Raw genomic sequence first — 20,563 nt, forward strand, 5'->3', positions numbered from 1 at the left:
AGCGCCATGACACCGGGGATCCGACAGTTCTGCGCTTCCGCCCTGACCGCCAGCCTCAGCCTGGCGGTTTTTGCTGCGTGGGCCGGCGAAATCAAGACCGTCGGTGTCAGCACCGGCGCCACTGGCACGCGTGCAGAGATTCAGCTGGCCGGTAGCGGCGGTTTCAAGACGCTGTCGCTGGCCAATCCCAATCGTTTGGTGGTGGATTTCCCGGATTCGGCAGCCGCACGTGGCTTGAAGTTGCCGCCGGCGAGCGGCCTGGTCACTTCGGTGCGCACCGGGCAACCAGTGCCGGGCACGTTCCGGGTGGTGTTCGAGTTGGCAAGCCCGGTCACCGCGCTCAAGCCGCAGATGCAGACGCTGGGTAGTGCCTCCACACTTGTGATCGAGTGGCCGGGCGATCCGGCGCCTGCGGTTGCGACGCCTATTGCGGCCAGCACGCCTGCCGCACTGCCGCCGCCGCGTCCCGTTAACGCACAGGCCGAAGCCGCGCGTGCAACCGCAGCCCTGGCTGCGTCCGCGCAGCGTGCGTCGTCGCTGCCGCCAGCACCGTCAGCACCGGTCGTCGTGCCTGCCTCGGCGATGCCGACGGTCACCCCTGCAGCGGTGCCGACCACCGTCGCCACCGGCGTGCCGACGCCGCGTCCGGCAACCGCTGCAGTGGCTGCACAGACGACTCCCGCTGGCAGCATCCCTAATCGCGGTGCTGCGGGTTCCACAACTGGTGCGCCTGCGACCGGCGGTGCATCCGCCGCAGCAATCTTGAACGGCGGCAGCACACCGATGGCTGCTGCCGGCACCGGTGCGGTCGCGTCCGGCACTGCGTCCGGCGCCAGCGCCGACGACGATCTGCCACCGCGCCCGGTGCTGCCCAGCGAAGCCTCGCGGGTCAAGATGGCGCCGGGCATGCGGCCGCTGATCGTCGCCATCGACCCAGGCCACGGCGGCCAGGATCCGGGTGCGATGGGCCCGACCGGCAAGCGCGAAAAAGACGTGACCCTGGCGGTCGGCCGCGAACTGGCACGCCAGATCAACGCCACCCCCGGTATGAAGGCGTACCTGACCCGCGATACGGACGTGTTCATTCCCTTGCCGATGCGTGCGCAAAAAGCGCGTGCCGCCAAGGCCGACATTTTCATTTCCATCCATGCTGACGCTGCAGAAAATCGCAGCGCGACCGGCTCATCGGTGTATGTGCTGTCGACCAAGGGCGCCTCGTCGCAGCGCGCACGTTGGCTGGCCGATAAGGAAAACGCCGCCGATCTGGTTGGTGGCGTGCGTCTGCAACAGACCGAAAGCACGCTGGCCAACGTGCTGCTCGACCTGGCACAAAGCGGCCATATGAAGGCCTCCGAAGATGCCGCCGGCCATGTGCTGGGTGGCCTCAAGCGCATCGGCAACAATCACAAGCCGCAGCTGGAGCGCGCCAACTTCGCGGTGCTGCGGACGTCCGACATGCCGGCGATGCTGGTGGAAACCGCCTTCATATCCAATCCGGACGAAGAACGCCGCCTGATCGACCCGGCCTACCAGCGCAAGATCGCCTCCGCCGTGCTGGATGGCATCGATACCTTCTTCACCCGTCAGCCGCCTCCGGGCACCTTGTTTGCTGCGCGCGCGCAGGCCGAAGCCGATGCCGTCGGCACCGTGGCCGGCGGCAGTCGCTGACCTGCTCGGCTATCATTCCGCACTGATTCCTTGAGTGACGGCGCTTATGCGCCGCCGGATTGCCGTGCCGACGTTCGTCTTGCCTGCTACACCCGCGATGCACCCTGTTTTGCGCTGCCAGCGCCGAAGCGCGCGCTGATGGCGATCCGTCAGTTACCCGAGATCCTGATCAACCAGATCGCTGCCGGCGAAGTCGTCGAGCGGCCCGCATCGGTGGTCAAGGAGTTGGTCGAAAACGCCCTGGATGCCGGCGCTACCCGCGTGGATATCGATTTGGAAGAGGGCGGCGTGCGCCTGATCCGCATCCGCGATAACGGTGGCGGCATTCCGCCCGATGAACTGCCGTTGGCGGTATCGCGGCATGCCACCAGCAAAATCGCCTCGCTGGACGATCTGGAAACCGTCGCCACGCTCGGCTTCCGCGGCGAAGCCTTGCCTTCGATCGCCTCGGTCAGCCGCTTTACGCTGATTTCGCGTCGTCACGATGCCGAACACGGCTCGGCGTTGCAGATTGAAGGCGGGCGGCTTGGCGAAGTAACGCCGCACGCGCATGCGCCCGGCACCACGGTGGAGGTGCGCGAGTTGTTCTTCAACGTGCCGGCGCGGCGCAAGTTTCTGCGTGCCGAACGCACCGAACTTGGGCACATCGAAGAGTGGCTGCGCTCGTTGGCGTTGGCGCGCCCGGATGTGGAATTGCGCGTCTCGCATAACGGCAAACCGTCGCGCCGTTACAAGCCGGGCGATCTCTACTCGGATGCGCGGCTGGGCGAAACCTTGGGCGATGATTTCGCACGGCAGGCTTTGCGGGTCGATCACAGCGGTGCCGGCCTGCGCTTGCATGGCTGGGTTGCGCAACCGCATTACTCGCGGGCCAGTACCGATCAGCAATATCTCTACGTCAACGGCCGCTCGGTACGCGATCGCAGCGTGGCGCACGCGGTCAAGATGGCCTACGGCGATGTGTTGTTCCATGGCCGCCAACCGGCGTATGTGCTGTTTCTGGAGCTGGACCCGGCGCGCGTGGACGTTAACGTGCACCCGGCCAAGCACGAGGTGCGTTTCCGCGAAGCGCGGCTGATTCACGACTTCGTCTATCGCACCTTGCAGGATGCGCTGGCGCAGACCCGCGCCGGCGCCACGCCCAATAGCATCGGCAGCGACGGCGCGGGTTATGCGGCGACTGGTGAGATGGGCAGTCTCGCTGGCGACGGTGCGGCAACCTATTCCGGCGCATCCGGAAATGGTGGTGGCTCAGGCAGCTATGCCAACTGGACGCCCTCGCAGACGCCGTTGGGTCTGCGCGTGGACGAAGCGCGTGCAGCCTATAGCGCGTTGTATGCGCCGCCATCTGGCAGCGCGCAGCAGTCCGCCAGCCTGCCGCAGTTCTCCGGAACCGGTCTGCCAGCCACCGCGGAAGACAGCGGCGTGCCGCCATTAGGCTACGCCGTGGCGCAGTTGCACGGCATCTACATCCTGGCCGAAAACGCCGAAGGCCTGATCGTGGTGGACATGCACGCCGCGCACGAACGCATCGGCTACGAGCGGCTCAAGAACGCGCACGACAGCATCGGTCTGCATGCGCAGCCGTTGCTGGTGCCGATGACGCTGGCAGTGGGCGAGCGCGAGGCCGATACCGCCGAGCGCGAGGCCGAGACGCTGGCTACCCTTGGCTTCGAGATCACCCGCGCCGGTCCGCAATCGCTGCACGTTCGCAGCATTCCTGCCTTGCTGGCCAATGCCGAGCCGGAGGCGTTGCTGCGCGATGTGCTGGGCGACCTGCGCGAGCACGGTCAGAGCCGCCGCATCGCCAGTGCACGCGACGAGCTGCTGTCGACCATGGCCTGCCACGGCGCGGTGCGCGCAAATCGACGTCTCACCGTGCCTGAAATGAACGCGCTGCTGCGGGATATGGAAGCCACCGAGCGCTCGGGTCAATGCAACCATGGCCGACCCACCTGGGCTCGGTTTACGCTGAGCGATATCGATCGTTGGTTTCTCAGGGGGCGTTGATGGCAGTGCACACGGGGAAGGGCTGGCTGCTCGGCATGCTGGTGGCAGCGGCGCTGGTCGGATGTGGGCGCGATGCTCCGCCGCCTGCCGCGCCGGTGGCGTTGGACAAGACATTCCTGGCCGACAACGCCGCCTGGCGCGAAAGCCGGATCAACGAACTGCGTGCGCCCGATGGCTGGACCAGTCTGGTCGGGCTGCATTGGCTGTCGCTGAAAGCGCATTACATCGGCAGTAGCGCCGATAGCGGCATCCGGCTCGCGGTCGGGCCGCCGAAGATGGGTATGGTGTCCAGCGAGGGCGGGGCAGTGTGGTTCGTGCCCGAACGTGGCGCTGCGCTCAGCGTGGATGGCAAGCCGCTGACCGGCAAGATCCGCTTCCAGTCCGATCGCGATCCGCAGCCCACGTTCATCCATTTCGACGATGGCAAGGGCGTGCTCAGCCTGATCCATCGCGGCGACCGCTACGCATTGCGGGTCAAGCACGCCGATGCGCCATCGCGCAGCAAATTCGCCGGGCTGGAGTACTGGCCGGCAGATCCTTCCTGGCGCATCACCGCACGCTACGTGCCCAACGATGTCGGCAAGACCATCCCGATCGTGGACATCGTCGGCATCAGTAGCGAGCAGCCCAACGCCGGTGCCATCGTCTTCGAGCGCGATGGCAAGACCTATCGCCTGGAAACGATCGGCGAACCTGGGCGGCCGGTGTTCGTGGTGTTCGCCGATCGCACCAGTGGGCACGGCAGCTATCCGGCCGGGCGCTTCCTGGACGTGGACGTGCCGGATGCGTCCGGTCATGTGGTGGTGGACTTCAATCGCGCCTACAACCCGCCGTGCGCGTTCACTCCCTTCGCAACCTGCCCGTTGCCGCCGCCGGAAAACCGGATCGATCTGGCGGTCTCGGCCGGCGAGAAAACCTACAAGGTGCCGCACTGACGTGATGAGGTGGATACGGTGAAGGTTGATGCGATGACGGTGCGCCTGCGTGCGCGCCTTGCCGTCTGGTGCAGTGGCGCGCTGATCGGCCTGGCGCTGTGGAGCGGGGCGGCCGCACCGGCCTGGGCGCGGGGTGCCAACGACGCACCTGCCGGCCCGCCGGTGCCGCTGCTGTGGAAGGTCGACGGCAAGGGCGGAACGCTCTATTTGCTGGGCTCGTTCCACGTGCTCAAGCCCAGCGATTACCCGTTGTCGCCGGATGTGATGCAGGCATTCGCCAAGGCCGACCGTCTGCTGTTCGAGCTGCCGCCGTCGGATGCGCAATCGCCGCAGCTGGCCAGCCGCATGCTGCAGGTGGCACGACGCACCGATGGACGCACGTTGCAGGACGTGCTGGACGCAAAGACCTGGCAGGCGCTCAGTGCCTACGCGCGCAAGTACGGCATGTCGATCGACGCCCTGCAGTCGCTCAAACCCTGGTTTGTCGCACTGTCGATCAGCCTGGCCGAGATGAGCCGGCAAGGCATGGACCCGAACGCGGGTCTGGACCATTACCTGATGGATCAGGCGCAGGCCAAGGGCAAGCCCGCCGATGGCCTGGAGCGCGCCGAAGAACAGATCGCCCTGCTGGATGGCATGTCGCCCACCGAGCAGCATCAGCTGCTGGAAGAAGCGCTGGACGAAGCCGATACCACCGATCAGCTGCGTCGGCTGCATGCGGCGTGGCGCAATGGCGACGTGCACACGCTCTCCACGCAGATGGCCGAAGACATGCGCCGCCAGTACCCGGCGCTGTATCAGGACATCAACGTCGAACGCAATGCGCGCTGGGTGCCGCGGCTGGAAAAACAGCTGGGCAAGGGCAGTGGAACCACCTTGGTCGTGGTGGGCGCCCTGCATCTGTTGGGGACTGACGGTGTGGTGGAGCGCCTGCGTGCGCGCGGCTACCACGTAGAGCGGATCTGCTCGGCCTGCGCGGAGCAGGCCGGCCGCTGACTGCTCGCGCCTCCAGCCCATCAGGCTGGCAGCCGCGAGCAGTGCTGTCATCCGCGGTTGCGGGCCTTGCCGGTGGTGCCGGTATGGCTGTTGGACGCACCGTGCGTGCCGGTGCCCATCGGGCCGCTGCCCATGCTGCCGGCGCCAGGCGGGGTCGGCGGTGTGCCAGGGCCACCCGGACGACCGAAACCGGCGCCGAAGTTGCGCTGAAACTCCTGCCACAACTCCAGGTTGCGCTCGGTCAGCTGGTTCATCATCGCCCAGGGGGTCTGCCCGAGCAGGTTGCCCATCTGCTGGCGGAACTGCTGCTGCTGGTCCAGGAACACCTGCATGCTGCGCTCCAGGTAGTTACCCATGAAGCCCTGCAGCGAATCTCCGTAGAAACGGATGATCTGACTCAGCAACTGGGTGGAGAGCATCGGCTCGCCGTCCTGTTCCCGGTCGGCAATGATCTGCAACAAAACGGCACGACTTAAATCTTCGCCACTCTTGGCATCGCGGACTTCGAACTCCTCGCCGTCGATGATCAACTGGCGCACATCTTCGATGGTGATATAGCTGGAAATCTCGGTGTCGTAGAGACGGCGATTGGGATACTTCTTGATGATGCGAAGTCCGGCCATGGAACGTTCACTCACACTGATAGTGCGCGCAGGATGGCGCAGCGCAGCAGCGGTTGCAACAGTCAGAAGGCCTTATTTGCTTAAGCGGACACATTAAAAATGTTGCGCAGCATGGTTTTTGATCCAAATCCATGCTGCACCGCAAAGTTGCAGCAAACGTTACCAGCCCATGTGGTGGCCGCCGTTGATGTCCAGATTGGACCCAGTAATCCAGGCGGCCTCTTCCGCGACCAGAAACGCCACGGCGTAGGCGATCTCTTCCGGGCGTCCCAGCCGGCCCGTCGGGATGTCGGCCACGATCTTGGCGCGCACCTCTTCCGGTACCGCCATCACCATGTCGGTGGCCACGTAACCGGGCGAGACCGTATTGACCGTGACCCCGAACGCGGCGTTTTCGCGCGCCAGCGAAATGGTGAAGCCGTGCATGCCGGCCTTGGCGGCTGCGTAGTTGGCCTGGCCGTACTGACCCTTGAGCCCGTTGATGGAACTGATCTGGATCACCCGGCCCCAGCCGCGCTTGCGCATGCCTTCGATCACCGGGCGGGTGACGTTGAACACCGAGTTGAGGTTGGTGTTGATGACGTCGTGCCACTGCTCGGCAGTCATGCGGTGGAAGGTGGTATCGCGGGTGATGCCGGCGTTGTTGACCAAGACCTCGATCGGCCCCAGCGACGCTTCCACCTCCTCGACCAGTGCACGCGCATGCTCGGACGACGCCACATCGCCGCGGAACAGGGAAAATGTGTAGCCCTGTGCCTGCATGCGCTGCTGCCAGTCGCGCGCCTTTTCCTCGTTGCGGAAGTTGCTGGCCACCTTATGGCCCTGGTCGGCAAGGCGCTTGCAGATGGCGGTACCGATACCGCCGGTGCCGCCGGTGACCAATGCGACGCGAGATGTCATGACGACTCCAATAAGCAGGTAAGTCCGGGGCGATCAGGGTGCCGGCGCAGGCGCCGCACCCGGATGTCGATGCTGGGTCGCAATTCTAGTCACGCCGGGGCTGCGATGCGCGCCCATCGCTGCCCAGGGCGCAGGTGCGCGGTAGCAGGTCGGGCGAAAAATGCTGCACGGCGTGCTGCAGCAGCGTGTCGATATCTGCACGCGGCGGCAGGGCGGACGCCACCTGGCCCAGGGCCTGCCAGGCGGCACGCAACGCCGGCAACGGGTCGGCGTCGTCCAGTGCGGGCGCACCATGCGATTTGGAGAGCTTGCGGCCATCGGCATCCAGGATCAGCGGCAGATGCAGATAGCGCGGCTGCGGCAGGTCCAGGGCGCGCTGCAGCAGGAGTTGGCGCGGGGTGGAGTCGAGCAGGTCGGCGCCGCGCACGACATCGGTGATGCCTTGCAGTGCATCGTCCACCACCACCGCCAACTGGTACGCCCAATAGCCATCGGCACGGCGCAACACCACATCGCCGACGTCGGCGTACACGTCCTGCCGCACATGGCCTTGCAAGGCATCGTCGAAGCCGACCGGCGCTTGTGGCGGCACCCGCAGGCGCACCGCGCGCCGGTCGCCCAGCGCCGCCACGCAAGCGTGGTGGATGCCGCCCATCTCGGCCAGATCGGCACGGCTGCAGCTGCATTCGAACGCCAGCCCGGCCTCCAGCAGTGCGGCGATTGCGCCGATGTAATGCGCATCGCGGTCGGATTGCCGGATCACTGGCAGGTCCGAGATCAGCCCGAACGCGGCCAGGCTGCGCAGCTGGCGTTCGGACGCGCCTGCTTCAGCACGTGGCGGGTCGATGTCCTCGATACGCACGCACCACTGCCCACCGGCATGGCGAGCGAGCAACCAGCTGCCGAACGCCGCCAGCAGGGAGCCGAAGTGCAGGGGGCCGGTCGGGGAGGGCGCGAAGCGGCCGCGGTAGAGGGGCAATGGCATAGACAGCTGAATCGTCGGTCAGGTGCTTGCTTGATTTCAAGTCGCGACGGCCGCAAATCCGCAACAGTTCACCCTGCATCAGTGGAGCAAGCGCGTCATGTTCAAACGCATTTTCCTGTTCCTGCTGACCAACCTGGCGGTGTTGTTCCTCGCCAGCATTGTGATGTCGGTCTTGGGCGTCAATTCCGCGCAGATGAGCGGCTTGCTGGTGATGGGCGCCATCTTCGGTTTCGGCGGCGCGTTCATTTCCCTGCTGCTGTCCAAATTCATGGCCAAGCGCAGCACCGGTGCGCAGGTCATCACCGAGCCGCGCACCCCGACCGAGCGGTGGTTGCTGGAGACGGTACGGCGTCAGGCGCAGGCCGCCGGCATCGGCATGCCGGAAGTGGCGGTTTACGAGGGTCCAGAGATCAATGCCTTCGCAACCGGCGCCAATCGCAACAAAGCCCTGGTCGCAGTCTCCACCGGCCTGCTGCAGAACATGAGTCAGGACGAGGCCGAAGCGGTGCTGGGCCACGAAATCGCCCACGTCGCCAATGGCGACATGGTCACCATGGCGCTGTTGCAAGGCGTGTTGAATACCTTCGTGATCGTGTTGGCGCGTGTGGTCGGCGGCATCATCGACAGCACCTTGTCGGGCAACCGCGAGGGCGGCCGTGGCTTTGCCTACTACATCATCGTGTTCGCGTTGGAGATGGTGTTGGGCATGTTCGCGACCATGATTGCAATGTGGTGCTCGCGTCGGCGCGAGTTTCGCGCCGACGCCGGTGGCGCGCAGCTGGCCGGACGCAACAAGATGATCGCCGCGCTGGAGCGGCTGTCGCTCAACCACGGCCAGAGCACCTTGCCCTCGCAAGTCCAGGCGTTCGGCATCTCCGGTGGTGTGGGCAATGGCTTGCGTCGCCTGTTCCTCAGCCACCCGCCGCTGACCGAGCGCCTTGCCGCGTTGCGTGCGGCCAATGGCGCTGCACTGTAAGCGGCAGCCGAGATCGCCGCAGCTCCGGTGTGATGCGGAAGGCGCTGCCGTCATCAGCATCGATCGTTGGTGCAACGGCCACATGAGCGCACCGCCCATGCTCAACGAAATAGTGCCCGCTGCATCACCTGGTCGGAAAACGGTCGGCTGCGTATCGGCTTGAAAGACAACAAAAAACCCGCGCATTGCGGGTTTTTTGTTGTCCTGCGTTGCCGGCTTTCGGTTGGGTCAGCCGAATTCGTAGTTCATCAGCGGACCGGTCGGTGCGACAAAATCGCCCTGCACATAATCTACTCCGGCACTGAAGAAGCTGCTCATCGACTGCGCATCGGCCACGAATTCAGCCACGGTCAAAATGCCTGCCGGCTGCGCGCGCGAGGTGATTTCGCGGATCTTTTCCTGGCTCTCGCGGGCCGAGGCGACGTCGCCGGTGATGCCGCGGTCCAGCTTGAGGAAGGCCGGCTGGAAATGCGCGAGCAGCTGGAATGAGTCCAGGCCCGAACCGAACTGCTCCAGCCCGACCTTGCAGCCCATCGCCGACACTGCCGCCAGAAACTGCTGCGCATTGCGCAGGTGCGTAAACACCTTCGATTCCGGCGTCTGTAACCACAAGCGCTCGCCCGGCACGCCGTACACCGCCAACTGCTCGCGGATGGTGTCGATCATCTGCGGGTCGGAGAACGAGTTCGGCCCGACACGCACCAGCAGGTGCGTTTTGTGCCCCGCACGTTGCCGTTCACCGAGCTGACGGATGGCGCGCGCCACCACCCAGCGGTCGATTTCGGTGACCAGGTCGTGCTCTTCGGCAATGGCCATGAAGGCATTTGGCGACATCATCTCGCCATTGCGATCCAGACGCAGGAACGCCTGATACAGCTCCAGCGGCTCGCCCTGCAGATTGAGCACCGGCTGGTAATGCAGCAGGAAGCCATCGCCAACCAACGCCTCGCGCAGCTGCTCGACCCAGCGCTCGATGCGTTCTTCCTCGGCGCGGTCGGAGGCGGCCGGGTCGTAGATGCTCACCGCGTTGCCGCCAAGCTCGGCGGTGGTGCGCACCGCCTCGGTCCCGCGATTGAGCACCTGGCCGATGCTGGCGATCTTTTCGCCGATCTGCACGCCGCCGATGCTCACCGTGACCGTGGCCGAGCGCGAGCCGACGCTGAAAACATGCTGCGCGAACGCATCGCGTACCGTTTCCGCCAGCGCGTGGGAGCGTGCGTAGTTGCCGTCCAGCAACAGGGCAAAGCTGTGCTCGCCGAAGCGCGCCGCCACCACGCTTTCATCGACGATACCGGCCACATGCGCGGCCATCGCGGCGATCAGGGCGTCGGCCGAGTCCAGGCCGATTTCGGGAAGGATGCGTGCGTAGTGATCCGGCTCGATCAGCAGAAAGCCGGATTGGCCTTCGCTGCGGCCGGCGCGCGCCACGGCCTGTTCCAGCGCCACCATGAAGGTGGGCCGGTTGAGCAGGCCGGTGACCTGATCGCGCTGGCGCAGATCTTCAACCTCGCGCGCCAGTTCCGGGTCGAACTCCTCGCGGCGGCGGAACACCACCTGGATGCACGGCTCGCCTTCGTAGGTGGCGGTGGCAAATTCCATCGTCGCCGGGAAGGTGTCGCCTTCCAGTCGGCGCGCGTCGACCTTGTACTGCGCCGGCGGCGGCTCGCCCTTGGCCATGGCCTTGAGCAATTGCTTGAAGTCGTCGACGTATTGCGCGGCAATCATGTCCAGCAGCGACACGCCTTCAACATCGTCGAACGACTCGAAGCCGAACATTTCCAGATACGCCTCATTGGCGCGGATATGCATGCCTTCGTGCACGTAGGCGATGGGGTCGCGCGAGGAGGCGATCAGTGCATCGCAGCGGCGCTCGGTTTCGCGCATCTGCGCTTCGATGCGACGCAGGCCGCGACGCGCCTGCAGGTCGGCCCATTCCGAACGCACCAGGGAGAGCAGGTGTTCGGGACGGTGGCGCAGCACGATGGCGCGGATGCCGTGCGCAGCGGCCTCGACCAATGCGTTTTCTTCGATGCGCTCGGCCAGCAGGATGATCGGAATGTCCTTGCCGCTGCCGGCGATCTGCTGCTGCAGAGCGCTCATCGGAATCTGCAGCGCTTGTCCATGCAAGGCCAGATCGATCTGGCCGGCAAGCATGCTGGCGAGCTCTTCCGGAGATTGCGGGCGCGAAGGCCGCACAGCAATGCCGCCGTTGCGCAGCGCCGTCACGATCGCCTCCGCACGCTCGACACTGTCGTCGACGATCATCAGGCGGAGGGTGAGATCTTTACCTCTTTGCATGCGCAACTCCCTGGCGACGGGCTTTAATACACGAAGGTCATCGGCTGCGTCCATGTCTGTGGACAAAGCCGCATCCGGTGTGAGACTTGGGCCACGCTTCCGTGCGATGAAGAGGGATCAGGCCACGCTGCCGGCGGCATGTCCCGATGCCCAGGCCCACTGAAAGTTGTACCCACCCAGCCAGCCGGTGACATCCAGCACTTCGCCGACGAAGTACAGGCCAGTCACCAGCCGCGACTCCATGGTCGCACTTGAGACCTGATCGGTATCGACTCCGCCCAGCGTTACTTCAGCGGTGCGGTAACCCTCGGTTCCGCTGGCGATCAGCGGGAAGGCGGAAAGCAGGTCGGCCGCGCTCTGCAGTTGCGGTGGATCCAGCTGACGCACCGGTTTGTCCGGCAACCACGCCTCGCACAGGCGTTGCGCAAAGCGTCGCGGCATCACATCGCCCAGCACATTGCGCAGCTCGGTGGCCCCGCGTTGCTGTTTCTGCTCGCGCAGCCATGCGCCCGCGTCGTGTCCCGGCAGCAGGTCGAGCCGCAAGTCGTCGCCGGGCTGCCAATAGGACGAGATCTGCAGGATCGCCGGCCCGCTGACGCCGCGGTGGGTGAGCAGCATGAAGTTGCGGAAACTGACCCCGTTGCAGTGCGCCTCCACCGGCAGGGCGAGGCCGGACAAGTCCTGCAGACGTTCCTGATGCTTGCCGCTCAGGGTGAGCGGCACCAGCCCGGCGCGCGTCGGCAGCAGCGCATGGCCGAATTGCTTGGCCAGGGCGTAACCGAAGCCGCTGGCGCCCATGCTGGGAATCGACAGTCCGCCGGTGGCGACGATCAGCGATTGCGTCTGCACGCGCCCCAGGCTGGTGTCGACCGTGAAGCCGTCGCTGTCGCGGCGGACCGAACGCACCTCGCATTGGGTGTGGATCTGCACCCCGGCTGCCTCGCACTCGTCCAGCAACAGCCGCACGATCTGCTTGGATGAGGTATCGCAGAACAGCTGGCCCAGCTCTTTTTCGTGATACGCGATGCCATGGCGCTCGACCAGCTCCACGAAATCGCCCGGGCTGTAGCGCGCCAGCGCAGACTTGCAGAAATGGCGATTGGCGGAAATGAAGTTGCCCGGCGTGGTGCCGGTATTGGTGAAATTGCAGCGCCCGCCGCCGGACATCAGGATTTTCTTGCCGACCTTGTTGGCGTGGTCCAGCACCAGCACCTGACGGCCGCGTCGGCCGGCGGTGAAGGCGCTCATCAGGCCGGCAGCCCCGGCACCGATGACCAGCACGTCGCAACGCATGCTCATTCGACTGGCGCTTGTCGCACCATCGGGGTCAGGGTGACGCTGCCGTGGTCGGCCAGCATCTGCACTTCGCCGTCCTGGATGATCACGTCAAAACGCATGCCGCGCTGGATCAGCGCTCCCAGGGCCTCGGTGGCCTGCGACTCCAGTTCGATCACGCGCAGGTTGCTGTGCCGGCCCATGGCGTTGGCGTGTTTCTTCCACCAGGTTTCGGTGGCCTGGCCGCCGTAGCCGATCACTACCGCTTCGCGCGAACGGTTGCAGGCCTTGCGCACGCGGCTCTCGTCGGGCTGGCCGAGGTCGATCCATAGATCCGGATCGCCGGTGTAGTCGCGCCGCCACAGGTCGGGCTCGTCGTCGTTGCTGAGGCCGCGGCCAAACTCCAGGCGGTCGTCGGCGAACAAGGCGAACGCGAGCAGCCGCACCATCAGGCGCTCGTCGGTTTCGGAAGGATGTTGGGCCAGGGTCAGCGGATGGTTGGCGTAGTAGCCGCGGTCCATGTCGCTGATCTGAAGTTCCGCCCTACGGACGGTGGCGGTGAGAGCCATCAGGATGCCGATTGCAAAGGGCGCTCATGATACGCGCCCGTTCCAGCTGCGGCGCGTTAGGTCGGCGTGCGCGGTTGCGCGGCCAGCCAGCGATCCAGCTGGGCAGCGAATGCCTGACGATCGCGTGCATGTAGAGCCGGTGGGCCGCCGGTCGCGATACCGGCGCCGCGCAGCTCTTCCATGAAGCCACGGACCGATAGGCGCTCCTTGATGGTGTTGCTGGTGAACGCTTCGCCGCGCAGGCCGACCGCCGTAGCACCGGCTTCCAGCGCGCGTACGGCCAGCGGAATGTCCTGGGTCACCACCAGGTCGCCTGCGGCCACCCGTTCGGCGATCGCGTCGTCTGCCGCGTCCGGGCCGCCAGGCACCTGCAAGGCGCGGACATGGGGCAGGGACGGCGTGCTGAGATAGTGATTGGCGACCAGGGTCACGGCGATGCCGGTGCGCGCAGCGGCGCGGAACAGGATGTCGCGGATCACCGCGGGGCAGGCGTCGGCATCGACCCAGATCTGCGCGCGTGTCTGTGTTTGAGGCGTATTCATCCCACTATTGTGGATGGGGAGGGACCTGACAGACAGTCGGATTTGGCCTGACTGCAAAAGATTTGACGCGAGGTGTCGCTTTTTGCCGAAAACACGAGTACTGTGCACGCACTGTGTTTGCAAGGGTCACCGTGAATCGTGGCCTGATGCAGCCGGATCGTTACAGATCTCGCTTCATCGTTCCGCTTTACCAACGCCTGCAACTCAGTCTCAGCTCCGGCTTTTCGGACGCTGCGATTTATCAATCTATAGTTCAGGAGTTAGTAAAATGTCAGATCGTCAGATGGGTGTCGTGAAGTGGTTCAATGATGCCAAGGGCTTCGGCTTCATCACCCCGGAAAGCGGCCCGGACCTGTTCGTGCATTTCCGTGCCATCCAGGGCACCGGCTTCAAGTCGCTGCAGGAAGGCCAGAAGGTCTCCTTCGTCGCCGTGCAGGGCCAGAAGGGCATGCAGGCTGACCAGGTGCAGGCGGTCTAATCCGTCTGCAACCTTAGGGTTGCCAAAAACGCCGGTCGCGAAAGCGGCCGGCGTTTTTTATTGTCGGCGTTTTTATTATCCCTTAGTGACCCTGCGCCGGTGTGGTCGTGTGTGTCTCCACGCCACGGCTGATCTGCATCCAGGTCGTGCCTGTCCTGTTCGATTTGCCGAGTTTCCCGGTCTTCCTGCCGCCTCCAGTCGTCCAACCACGTTAGTGGCCAGCCTGCCTTTGCGGCGGTTGCTCACCGCGTGCGTTGTGTCGGGCGACACGCAAGAACGATCAAGCGACAGACCGACGATTGCTCGGCAGGCGGCAGTGCTTGCGCGCGGTAATGACGTCCAGGTGGGTAGGATGGCGTTTTCCGTGTGCGGCCGCTTGCCATGATCACTGTTCACCACCTCAATAACTCCCGTTCGCAGCGCGTGCTGTGGCTGCTCGAAGAGTTGGCGCTGCCCTATCAGATCGTGCGCCATGAGCGCGATGCCAAGACCATGTTGGCGCCGGCAGAGTTGCGCGCGATCCACCCGCTGGGCAAGTCGCCGGTCATTGTCGATGGCGGCCTGACCATCGCCGAGTCGGGCGCCATTGTCGAGTATCTGACCGAGCGCTACGACACCGAATGTGCGCTGTCGCCGCCTGCGCGGCCGATCGACTCCCCGGAGCGTCAGCAGTTCCGTTACTGGATGCACTACGCCGAAGGCTCGGCCATGCCGCCGCTGTTGATGACGTTGATCTTCGGTCGCATCCGTAGCGCGCCGATGCCGTTCTTCGCCAAACCCATTGCGCGTGCCATCGTGGACAAGGCGATGTCGGGTTTTGTCGGACCGCAGGTGAAGTTGCATCTGGACTGGATGGAGCAGTCGCTGCAGACCAACGCCTGGTTTGCCGGCGAGCGCTTTACCGCTGCTGATATCCAGATGAGTTTCCCGGCCCAAGCTGCGGCGGCACGGGGTGGCGGGCTGGAGAACTATCCGCGCTTGCGCGCGTTTCTGGAACGCATCGAGGCGCGCCCCGCGTATCAGGCTGCACTGAAGAAAGGTGGTCCCTATGCGCTGATGGGACGCAACAACAACGCCTGACGCTGGATATGACAACGGCGTGGCTTCGGCAGCCACGCCGCTGCTAGATCACCGGCCCATGACGGAGCTGACAGCCGCGCAGCCGCTCATCATGGTCGCCAGCCCAGCCTTAGCGCGCTTTGCACTGCCGAAGGAACTGCACGGTGTCGCGAAGTTCCGGCGAATCGGCCGGCGGCTTGCGGAAGGCGAGCACCAGGCCCATGTGGCCGACGCCTGGATAAAACTTGACCTGCACGTTTTCTCCCTTGCTGCGCATGGCTTCGGCCAGCGCAACGCTGTTTTGTGGCTCGACGATGCGGTCGGCGTCGCCGTGCAACAGCAGCATCGGCGGTTCGTTGCCGTCGACGTAGAGCACCGGTTGCGACTTGGCCTGATCGGCTGACGAGGTGCCGAAGATCTCGACAATTTCGGGATCGGTCATCGGAGCAAAATCATAGGGCCCGGCCAGGCCGACAAAGCCGCACAACTGCTGCGGTTGCAAGCCTTGCGCTTGCAACCAGCTGCGATCGGTCGCCAGCAGCCCGGCGATGTGGGCACCGGCCGAGTGCCCCATCACGGCCAGCCGCGTGGGGTCGCCGCCGTACGCATGCGCGTGCCGATAGCTCCAGGCGGTTGCGCTGGCGGCGTCGGCCATGAACCCTTGCAGCCCCACCTGCGGGAACTTGCGGTAGTCGGCCACCATCGTGACGACACCTTGACGGGCCAGCGCGCGGCCCATCCAGCGATAATTGGCGCGCTTGCCGTGTTTCCAGGTGCCGCCATAGAAAAACACCACCACCGGCGCGTCCACCACACCCCGTGGCTGGTAGACGTCCAGTGCCAGACCATGTTCGGGATCGAAGACCTGGTTGGGATGTTCGACGACGCCATCGCGGCTGGAGGCGGCATTGATGCCACCGAAGAACACGCTGCTGCAGGCCGTCAGGCTGAGCGAGCCGAGCAGCAGGAGGGCGGGACGGATCCAGCGGAATGCGCGAAGAGGCATGGGCGATGTCGGTCAGGAAGGGGCGTGAGTCGGTCGGGTACGAAGGAGCGGTGCGCGCTGGATCGCGTACACGTCCATCGGCAGCGATGTCCGCCAATTGCGCATTGCATCGGCGGCCGTGTGGCGATTGCGACGCGTATTAGCGGTGATCTGTTGTCGCCAGCATGTGCAGGAGGAGCTCGCTTGGTGTCGGTATGCGAAGTGAAGATACGCTGCGCACGCGCGCCCGGATGCGGGGTGGCCCATGTCAAGTTCACCGTCGGTGGCCTAGGCTTGCGGCATGACAACGCTGCACTTTGATAATCGCCTGCGCCAACAGTTGCCCGGCGACCCAGAAAACGGTTCGCGCCGTCGTGAGGTCAGCGCTGCCTGGTCGTCGGTGCTGCCGACCCCGGTTGCTGCGCCGCGCGTGATCGCCTATTCGGCGGAGATGGCACAGGCCCTCGGGTTGGACGCGGCCGAGATTGCGAGTGCGCGCTTTGCCGAGGTCTTTGGCGGCAATAGCCTGTATCCGGGCATGCAGCCATGGGCTGTCAATTACGGCGGTCACCAGTTCGGCCATTGGGCTGGTCAATTGGGCGACGGCAGGGCGATTTCCTTGGGCGAAGCGATCGGAGTGGATGGCGGGCGTTACGAATTGCAGCTCAAGGGCGCCGGCCCGACGCCGTATTCGCGCGGTGCCGATGGCCGGGCAGTGCTGCGGTCGTCGATTCGCGAATTCTTGTGCAGCGAAGCGATGCACCATCTCGGCGTGCCGACCACGCGTGCGTTGAGTCTGCTGACCACCGGCGATGCGGTGGTACGCGACATGTTCTACGACGGCCGGCCGCAGCGGGAGCCTGGGGCGATTGTGTGCCGGGTGGCGCCATCGTTCATCCGCTTCGGCAATTTCGAATTGCCTAGTGCGCGTGGCGATGTTGCCCTGTTACGGCAATGGGTGGAGTTCACCATTGCGCGCGATTTCCCGGAACTGGACGGCAGTGGCGAGGCGCTCTATGCGGCGTGGTTCGCGCAGATCTGCGAACGCACTGCGGTGATGGTGGCGCACTGGATGCGGGTGGGCTTCGTGCACGGAGTGATGAATACCGACAACATGTCGATTCTTGGCCTGACCATCGATTACGGCCCGTATGGGTGGATAGACGATTACGACCCGGACTGGACCCCGAACACCACCGATGCGCAGGGTCGCCGCTATCGCTTCGGCACCCAGCCGCAGGTGGCGTACTGGAATCTGGGCCGTCTGGCGCAGGCGCTTGCGCCGCTGTTCGCCGACGCCGCACCCCTGCAGCAGGGGCTGGACCGGTTTCGCGACACGTATCTGGCGTGCGACCGCAACGACGCCGCTGCCAAGTTGGGGCTTGCCGAGTGCCGCGACGAGGACCTGCAACTGCTCGATGCGCTGCGCGGACTGATGCGCGAGGCGGAAATGGACATGACGCTGACCTTCCGCGCGTTGATCGACCTCACGCCTGAGCAGCCGGATCCGCAGCTGCTGCACGAGGCGTTCTACGACGAACACAAGCGCCTGGCCACTGCGCCGCAGCTGCACGACTGGTTACAGCGTTATGCCGCTCGGCTGCAGCAGGACAGCTTGTCGCCGGAGCAGCGGCGCGAGCGGATGCGCCTGGCCAACCCGCGCTACGTGCTGCGCAATTACCTGGCGCAGCAGGCAATCGACAAGGCCGAGCAGGGCGACCCATCGGGCGTACAGGAAGTGCTGGAGATCATGCGCCGGCCATATGACGACCAACCAGGCAACGCGGCGTTCGCTGCCCGCCGGCCGGAGTGGGCGCGCGATCGCGCCGGGTGTTCGATGCTGTCCTGCAGTTCCTGACGCGCTCAGACGCACGGATGCCATAAATGCCGCGTCAAGCGCTGCGCAGCCTAGAATAGGGCGGTCCCCACCGGCAACGACGCCATTCCACCATGACAGACTGCACCCGCTGCGCCGGCACCAACTCCTCCGGCCCCAATCACTGGTCGGAACGGATTCGCGACATCGGCGATTTCCCCAAGCCGGGCATCGTCTTCAAGGACATCACGCCGCTGCTGTCCGATGGCCCGGATTTCGCTTCTGCGCTGGATGAGATGGCGCAGCCCTGGCGCACCACGCCGCTGGACGCGGTGCTGGGTATCGAAGCGCGCGGCTTCATCCTGGGCGCGGCCTTGGCGCGCGAACTGCGTACCGGGTTCGTGCCGGTCCGCAAGCCGGGCAAGCTGCCGGGGCGCACCCTGATCCAGGAATATGCCCTGGAATACGGCACCGATCGCATCGAAATGCACGAAGACGCATTGCCACGCGGCGCGCGTGTGCTGATTGTCGACGACGTGCTGGCCACCGGCGGCACGTTGCGTGCTGCGCTGAGCCTGGCCGCACAGCTGGAGCTGGAAATCGTCGGCGCGGCGGTGCTCGTCGAGCTGAAAGCACTGCAGGGCCGCGCGAAGTGGGTCAACGATGTGCCGCTGCTAGCGACCTTGGCTTACTGAGGTCGACCGCCTGACCTAGCGCGCTTGCCGGTAAATAGGCGCGGTGGGTGTTCGGAGTGCGCTTGCCAGCAGGCAGGCGCAATGGCCCTCGGGGTGCACCGCGAATGCATCTGCATCGCAGCTCTCGGCCATGCTCTGGTGCCTGCCCAGAACTGCGCGCTACCGGTTGTTGGCGGCGCCGAATCGTGTATCGCGGCAGTCAATGCTACGAGCAAGTGCACGCATCGGCGTAACGCCAGCAAAGCCTCGCATGCGGCCGGCATTGCACCGGCCGCCTTATCTGTCGCGGGAGACTCGCTGAACTCGGCCAACGCCGCATCCAGGTTCGTGCGCTCGCGCACGCTACGACTGCTATTTAGAGCTTGCTGACCCGGAACCGGCGTCCCTTGATCTTGCCCGCGTGCAGATGCGCCAGGGCCTTGGCGACGTGCGCGCGCGCGATGGCGACGTAGGAGCGGGTGGGGTAGATGGCGATCTTGCCGATGGCCGCGCCCGACAGTCCGGCTTCACCGGTGAGCGCGCCCAGGATGTCGCCGGCACGCAGCTTGTCGGTCTTGCCGCCGTCGATCCGCAATGTGGTCATCGCCGCCTGCGGCAGCTGCGCCGGGCGCGCGGTCGCCAACGGTGCACGCGACCACTTCAGCGGCTGGCCTTGTTCGGCTTCTAGCGCCTGCGCGCGCGCTGTTTCGCGTGAGGCCACCAGGCTGAGCGCAAGCCCACGCTTGCCGGCGCGGGCGGTGCGGCCGATGCGGTGGCGGTAGGTTTCGGTATCGGTGGGCAGCTCGTAATTGACCACGGCCGCCAGGTCTTCCACGTCCAGCCCGCGTGCGGCCACGTCGCTGGCCACCAGCACATTGCAGCTGCGGTTGACGAAGCGCACCAGCACTTCATCGCGGTCGCGCTGTTCCATGTCGCCATGCAGCGCGAGTGCGGAGAAACCGAACTCCTGCAGCGAGCCGGCCACTTCATCCACTTCCTTGCGGGTATTGCAGAACACCACGCTGGATTCGGGATTGAAGCGCAGCAGCAGGCCGGCGACGGCCTTCTGCCGATAGGTCGGGTCGACCTCGAAGAACTGCTGATCGATTTCGGGCGCGTTGTCGGCACCTTCGACGGTGATTTCGATCGGGTCCTTCAGGATCTCGCGCGCCAAGGTGCGGATGATGTCCGGGAAGGTGGCCGAAAACAGCAGGCTCTGGCGGTGTTTGTCGCAGCGGCTGGCGATTTCGCGGATGGGTTCTTCGAACCCCATGTCGAGCATGCGGTCGGCTTCGTCCAGCACCAGCGTGCGTACGCCGCCCAGATGCAGCGCGCGCTTGCGGGCCAGTTCCTGGATCCGGCCGGGCGTGCCGACCACTACTTGCGGGTCGTGCGCTTCCAGCGATGCCAGCTGCGGGCCCAGCGGCATGCCGCCGGTGAGCACCACCAGCTTCATGTTGGGGATGCCGGTGGCCAGCTTGCGCAGCTGCTTGCCGACCTGGTCGGCCAGTTCGCGGGTGGGGCAGAGCACCAGCGCCTGCGCACGGGTCAAGGCAGGGTCGAGCTTCTGCAGCAGGCCCAGCCCGAACGCGGCGGTCTTGCCGCTACCGGTCGGCGCCTGGGCGATGACGTCCAGCCCCTGCAGGATCGGCGGCAGGCTCTGCGCCTGGATGGGAGTAAGGACGGTGTAGCCAAGGGCGTCGATGCCGGGGGCCAGGGCCGGCGACAGCGGCAGCGCGGAGAATTCGTTCATGGCACATTTTAGCCGGGAATC

At 65.3% G+C, this 20,563-nt stretch carries 18 protein-coding genes; 9 read left to right on the top strand and 9 right to left on the bottom strand.

Going from position 1 to position 20,563, the window contains the following annotated elements:
• Positions 1-6: 6 nt before the first annotated feature.
• From VC212_RS15745 to VC212_RS15760, 4 genes are all read left to right on the top strand, one after another.
• The gene (locus VC212_RS15745; RefSeq protein ID WP_323526303.1) at positions 7-1,668 is read left to right on the top strand and encodes an N-acetylmuramoyl-L-alanine amidase; all 1,662 of its coding nucleotides are present in this window, start codon (positions 7-9) and stop codon (positions 1,666-1,668) included.
• Positions 1,669-1,806: 138 nt separating this feature from the next.
• Positions 1,807-3,678: a DNA mismatch repair endonuclease MutL gene (mutL, locus tag VC212_RS15750; protein WP_323526398.1), complete on the top strand. Its 1,872-nt coding sequence runs from the start codon at positions 1,807-1,809 to the stop codon at positions 3,676-3,678.
• Positions 3,678-4,613: a DUF1684 domain-containing protein gene (locus VC212_RS15755; RefSeq protein ID WP_323526304.1), complete on the top strand. Its 936-nt coding sequence runs from the start codon at positions 3,678-3,680 to the stop codon at positions 4,611-4,613. The genes mutL and VC212_RS15755 overlap by 1 nt, the downstream gene beginning before the upstream one ends.
• 33 nt (positions 4,614-4,646) lie before the next feature.
• Positions 4,647-5,609 carry a TraB/GumN family protein gene (locus VC212_RS15760; protein WP_323526305.1) on the top strand — a complete coding sequence of 321 codons (963 nt, stop codon included), beginning with the start codon at positions 4,647-4,649 and terminating at the stop codon, positions 5,607-5,609.
• 47 nt (positions 5,610-5,656) lie between these two features.
• Here VC212_RS15760 and phaR read toward each other — a convergent pair whose 3' ends face one another.
• The 3 genes from phaR to gluQRS all read right to left on the bottom strand — a co-directional run bounded on the left by phaR (position 5,657) and on the right by gluQRS (position 8,117).
• Entirely contained in the window at positions 5,657-6,232 is a 576-nt protein-coding gene (gene phaR, locus VC212_RS15765) for a polyhydroxyalkanoate synthesis repressor PhaR (RefSeq protein ID WP_005994381.1), read from the bottom strand.
• A gap of 159 nt (positions 6,233-6,391) precedes the next feature.
• Positions 6,392-7,132 carry a beta-ketoacyl-ACP reductase gene (locus VC212_RS15770; RefSeq protein WP_323526306.1) on the bottom strand — a complete coding sequence of 247 codons (741 nt, stop codon included), beginning with the start codon at positions 7,130-7,132 and terminating at the stop codon, positions 6,392-6,394.
• 85 nt (positions 7,133-7,217) lie between these two features.
• The gene (gene gluQRS / locus VC212_RS15775) at positions 7,218-8,117 is read right to left on the bottom strand and encodes a tRNA glutamyl-Q(34) synthetase GluQRS (RefSeq protein ID WP_323526307.1); all 900 of its coding nucleotides are present in this window, start codon (positions 8,115-8,117) and stop codon (positions 7,218-7,220) included.
• 97 nt (positions 8,118-8,214) lie between these two features.
• Between gluQRS and htpX the strand changes: the two genes are divergently transcribed.
• The gene (gene htpX, locus VC212_RS15780) at positions 8,215-9,093 is read left to right on the top strand and encodes a protease HtpX (RefSeq protein WP_323526308.1); all 879 of its coding nucleotides are present in this window, start codon (positions 8,215-8,217) and stop codon (positions 9,091-9,093) included.
• A 228-nt stretch (positions 9,094-9,321) separates the two neighbouring features.
• On the opposite strand, the gene VC212_RS15785 is transcribed toward htpX, so the two are convergent.
• The 4 genes from VC212_RS15785 to VC212_RS15800 all read right to left on the bottom strand — a co-directional run bounded on the left by VC212_RS15785 (position 9,322) and on the right by VC212_RS15800 (position 13,777).
• A complete protein-coding gene (locus VC212_RS15785) occupies positions 9,322-11,391 on the bottom strand; it encodes an EAL domain-containing protein (protein WP_115527936.1) in 2,070 nt (689 codons plus the stop codon).
• Between the two features lie 117 nt (positions 11,392-11,508).
• Positions 11,509-12,690, bottom strand: coding sequence for an NAD(P)/FAD-dependent oxidoreductase (locus tag VC212_RS15790; protein WP_323526309.1), 1,182 nt, complete (start codon positions 12,688-12,690; stop codon positions 11,509-11,511).
• On the bottom strand, positions 12,687-13,235 hold the full coding sequence (locus VC212_RS15795; protein WP_323526310.1) for a YaeQ family protein: 549 nt from the start codon (positions 13,233-13,235) through the stop codon (positions 12,687-12,689). Before VC212_RS15795 ends, VC212_RS15790 begins: the two co-directional genes overlap by 4 nt.
• Before the next feature lie 56 nt (positions 13,236-13,291).
• Complete coding sequence (locus tag VC212_RS15800; protein WP_323526311.1) at positions 13,292-13,777, bottom strand: YaiI/YqxD family protein; 486 nt, start codon at positions 13,775-13,777, stop codon at positions 13,292-13,294.
• Between the two features lie 268 nt (positions 13,778-14,045).
• On the opposite strand from VC212_RS15800, the gene VC212_RS15805 reads away from it, so the two are divergent.
• Positions 14,046-14,255, top strand: coding sequence for a cold-shock protein (locus VC212_RS15805; RefSeq protein ID WP_055851961.1), 210 nt, complete (start codon positions 14,046-14,048; stop codon positions 14,253-14,255).
• A gap of 381 nt (positions 14,256-14,636) precedes the next feature.
• Positions 14,637-15,335, top strand: coding sequence for a glutathione S-transferase (locus tag VC212_RS15810; protein WP_323526313.1), 699 nt, complete (start codon positions 14,637-14,639; stop codon positions 15,333-15,335).
• Between the two features lie 109 nt (positions 15,336-15,444).
• Here VC212_RS15810 and VC212_RS15815 read toward each other — a convergent pair whose 3' ends face one another.
• Positions 15,445-16,320 (bottom strand): alpha/beta hydrolase, encoded by an 876-nt coding sequence (locus tag VC212_RS15815; RefSeq protein ID WP_323526314.1) that lies wholly within the window; start codon positions 16,318-16,320, stop codon positions 15,445-15,447.
• A gap of 280 nt (positions 16,321-16,600) precedes the next feature.
• On the opposite strand from VC212_RS15815, the gene VC212_RS15820 reads away from it, so the two are divergent.
• Both VC212_RS15820 and VC212_RS15825 read left to right on the top strand, forming a co-directional pair.
• Positions 16,601-18,157 (top strand): protein adenylyltransferase SelO family protein, encoded by a 1,557-nt coding sequence (locus tag VC212_RS15820; protein WP_323526315.1) that lies wholly within the window; start codon positions 16,601-16,603, stop codon positions 18,155-18,157.
• Positions 18,158-18,249: 92 nt separating this feature from the next.
• Complete coding sequence (locus VC212_RS15825; RefSeq protein ID WP_115513178.1) at positions 18,250-18,810, top strand: adenine phosphoribosyltransferase; 561 nt, start codon at positions 18,250-18,252, stop codon at positions 18,808-18,810.
• Between the two features lie 355 nt (positions 18,811-19,165).
• On the opposite strand, the gene dbpA is transcribed toward VC212_RS15825, so the two are convergent.
• Positions 19,166-20,542 carry an ATP-dependent RNA helicase DbpA gene (gene dbpA, locus VC212_RS15830; protein WP_115513177.1) on the bottom strand — a complete coding sequence of 459 codons (1,377 nt, stop codon included), beginning with the start codon at positions 20,540-20,542 and terminating at the stop codon, positions 19,166-19,168.
• Positions 20,543-20,563: the final 21 nt, after the last annotated feature.

Source organism: Xanthomonas sp. WHRI 8932A, assembly GCF_035012785.1.
In the GTDB taxonomy this organism is placed as follows: domain Bacteria; phylum Pseudomonadota; class Gammaproteobacteria; order Xanthomonadales; family Xanthomonadaceae; genus Xanthomonas.

What these genes read in the sequence shown, in the direction of transcription:
- VC212_RS15745 (WP_323526303.1), top strand. Translation starts at nt 7, where the DNA reads ATGACACCGGGGATCCGACAGTTCTGCGCTTCCGCCCTGACCGCCAGC.
- mutL (WP_323526398.1), top strand. Translation starts at nt 1,807, where the DNA reads ATGGCGATCCGTCAGTTACCCGAGATCCTGATCAACCAGATCGCTGCC.
- VC212_RS15755 (WP_323526304.1), top strand. Translation starts at nt 3,678, where the DNA reads ATGGCAGTGCACACGGGGAAGGGCTGGCTGCTCGGCATGCTGGTGGCA.
- VC212_RS15760 (WP_323526305.1), top strand. Translation starts at nt 4,647, where the DNA reads ATGACGGTGCGCCTGCGTGCGCGCCTTGCCGTCTGGTGCAGTGGCGCG.
- phaR (WP_005994381.1), bottom strand. Translation starts at nt 6,232, where the DNA reads ATGGCCGGACTTCGCATCATCAAGAAGTATCCCAATCGCCGTCTCTAC.
- VC212_RS15770 (WP_323526306.1), bottom strand. Translation starts at nt 7,132, where the DNA reads ATGACATCTCGCGTCGCATTGGTCACCGGCGGCACCGGCGGTATCGGT.
- gluQRS (WP_323526307.1), bottom strand. Translation starts at nt 8,117, where the DNA reads ATGCCATTGCCCCTCTACCGCGGCCGCTTCGCGCCCTCCCCGACCGGC.
- htpX (WP_323526308.1), top strand. Translation starts at nt 8,215, where the DNA reads ATGTTCAAACGCATTTTCCTGTTCCTGCTGACCAACCTGGCGGTGTTG.
- VC212_RS15785 (WP_115527936.1), bottom strand. Translation starts at nt 11,391, where the DNA reads ATGCAAAGAGGTAAAGATCTCACCCTCCGCCTGATGATCGTCGACGAC.
- VC212_RS15790 (WP_323526309.1), bottom strand. Translation starts at nt 12,690, where the DNA reads ATGAGCATGCGTTGCGACGTGCTGGTCATCGGTGCCGGGGCTGCCGGC.
- VC212_RS15795 (WP_323526310.1), bottom strand. Translation starts at nt 13,235, where the DNA reads ATGGCTCTCACCGCCACCGTCCGTAGGGCGGAACTTCAGATCAGCGAC.
- VC212_RS15800 (WP_323526311.1), bottom strand. Translation starts at nt 13,777, where the DNA reads ATGAATACGCCTCAAACACAGACACGCGCGCAGATCTGGGTCGATGCC.
- VC212_RS15805 (WP_055851961.1), top strand. Translation starts at nt 14,046, where the DNA reads ATGTCAGATCGTCAGATGGGTGTCGTGAAGTGGTTCAATGATGCCAAG.
- VC212_RS15810 (WP_323526313.1), top strand. Translation starts at nt 14,637, where the DNA reads ATGATCACTGTTCACCACCTCAATAACTCCCGTTCGCAGCGCGTGCTG.
- VC212_RS15815 (WP_323526314.1), bottom strand. Translation starts at nt 16,320, where the DNA reads ATGCCTCTTCGCGCATTCCGCTGGATCCGTCCCGCCCTCCTGCTGCTC.
- VC212_RS15820 (WP_323526315.1), top strand. Translation starts at nt 16,601, where the DNA reads ATGACAACGCTGCACTTTGATAATCGCCTGCGCCAACAGTTGCCCGGC.
- VC212_RS15825 (WP_115513178.1), top strand. Translation starts at nt 18,250, where the DNA reads ATGACAGACTGCACCCGCTGCGCCGGCACCAACTCCTCCGGCCCCAAT.
- dbpA (WP_115513177.1), bottom strand. Translation starts at nt 20,542, where the DNA reads ATGAACGAATTCTCCGCGCTGCCGCTGTCGCCGGCCCTGGCCCCCGGC.